This is a genomic window from Burkholderia sp. APQ4-4ca, assembly GCF_057837105.1.
Genome location: NZ_JBYQCG010000221.1, coordinates 42,439 through 43,991, shown reverse-complemented (window position 1 = coordinate 43,991; position 1,553 = coordinate 42,439). Strand labels below are relative to the sequence as shown.

At 62.1% G+C, this 1,553-nt stretch carries 2 protein-coding genes; both read right to left on the bottom strand.

Translation table 11 applies throughout. The annotated features are described in order from the left end of the window. On the bottom strand, positions 1–1,082 hold a 1,082-nt coding region (locus tag AC3IFE_RS24695; RefSeq protein WP_489192600.1), incomplete at its 3' end, for a type II toxin-antitoxin system HipA family toxin. A gap of 119 nt (positions 1,083–1,201) precedes the next feature. Continuing rightward, a complete protein-coding gene (locus AC3IFE_RS24690) occupies positions 1,202–1,396 on the bottom strand; it encodes a YqaE/Pmp3 family membrane protein (protein WP_006480346.1) in 195 nt (64 codons plus the stop codon). Positions 1,397–1,553 lie beyond the last annotated feature (157 nt).

Sequence of the window (1,553 nt, the reverse complement as noted above, 5' to 3'; positions counted from 1 at the left end):
CCACCGTCATTTCCCTCCCAGCGCATGCGTCGGGCAATGCCATCGGGATGCAAATACATCGGCGCGAAGTCGAAAAGCGGCGTCAACGCGATGCGTCCTTGGAAATCGCGTTGCAACGCGGTGTTTCGCGCATGATTGTCCTTATTGCCCAACGCAAGATTGGCGACGTCGCGACACAAGTACTCCGCAACCTCGGCCTGAGGATCGGTACATTGCCGTACGAGATGCGCGCATACCTCGTCGTGACTCGGCACGACGCCGAAGCCGGCCTTGCCCGTCAACGAAGCAATGCTTTCCTGGGCGAACCGGACAACGCCGTCACCCACTCGCGCGCGATCGAACCGTGGAATGAACACCGCCCGCTCACGCAGCGTCAGCGGTGCATGCACGCGCAGACCGAGACGCTGGGCCAACGCCATGTAGGGCGCTTCGTGGCGCAGAATCTGTGCAAGGCGCTCGTTGCTGCCGCGCCCGAACTTGACGATGTAGTGGGCAACCGCACGCTCGTCGGGCAGCGTGTGATCGAGATAGAGCAGCCCATCGTCGGCACGGGTCAGCAATAGCTTCGGCCATTCACCCTGCACACCCGAGGAGCCCGCAACGAAGAATCCGTGTTCGGCGAGATATTCGCTGAATGCGTCCCCGCGCATGGCGACATCGTCGTCCGTGAAACCTTGCTGCGGCCCCTGTCGCTCGGCAAGCCACTGCGCGGCTTCCTTGATCCGCAGATTACCGATCGAATTGCCGGCTCCCGCCAGCAGTAATGGCCAATCGGCACGCTCCTCGGCCGTTTCCGGCAAATCGAGGCGGCGCAACAGTTCCTGGCGACCGAAACCCTGGGGCAACAAATCGATCAGGAAGACCGGCCAATGGGATGTCGCCAGCGGCTCAAGTTCGACGGGAAAGGTGCACGACGTCGCATGCGCATCGCGCGCGGCCTGATGACGGACGACCCATTCAACGCCGTAGCCCGAGTAGGCGCGAGCGCGCCATCCTTCGTCAGGCTCGCCGAACAAGATGACGCTGCCGATGTCGTGCCAGTGACCGGCGGCGTGAAGCTGAATGGTGCAGGAATTCGTCATTTCGGCAAAAATCTATACAAATCGTATCTCTCGATACGAACAAAATATATAAATTTCTACCGAAATGCAAACTGCGGGGCCGAACTACCCGGAAAGGAATCTGCCGGCCTCATTGCGCCTCACCCCCGCCCGCGCAACGCCGCATCGATCTTCCGATCGGTCTTGTACTGGCTCAGCGCATACACCGACCAGATCGCGGCCGGCAGCCAGCCGATGATCGTGAGTTGCAGAAGGAGACAGATGATCCCGGCGATCGGGCGGCCGATCGTGAAGAACTGGAACCACGGGAGCAACAGGGCGAGCAGCAGGCGCATGAACGATCCTCTCGGTACGTCGTTGAACGGGTGACACCCGGCCAATATGGCGGGTTGCGCGCCCCGTTTCAAGCCCGGGCGCGACGTTCGCCGGGCGCCCCCTCCCGATACCCTGCGCTACGCCGAATCGGCCAGCCACTGCGCGACGCGCAGGACG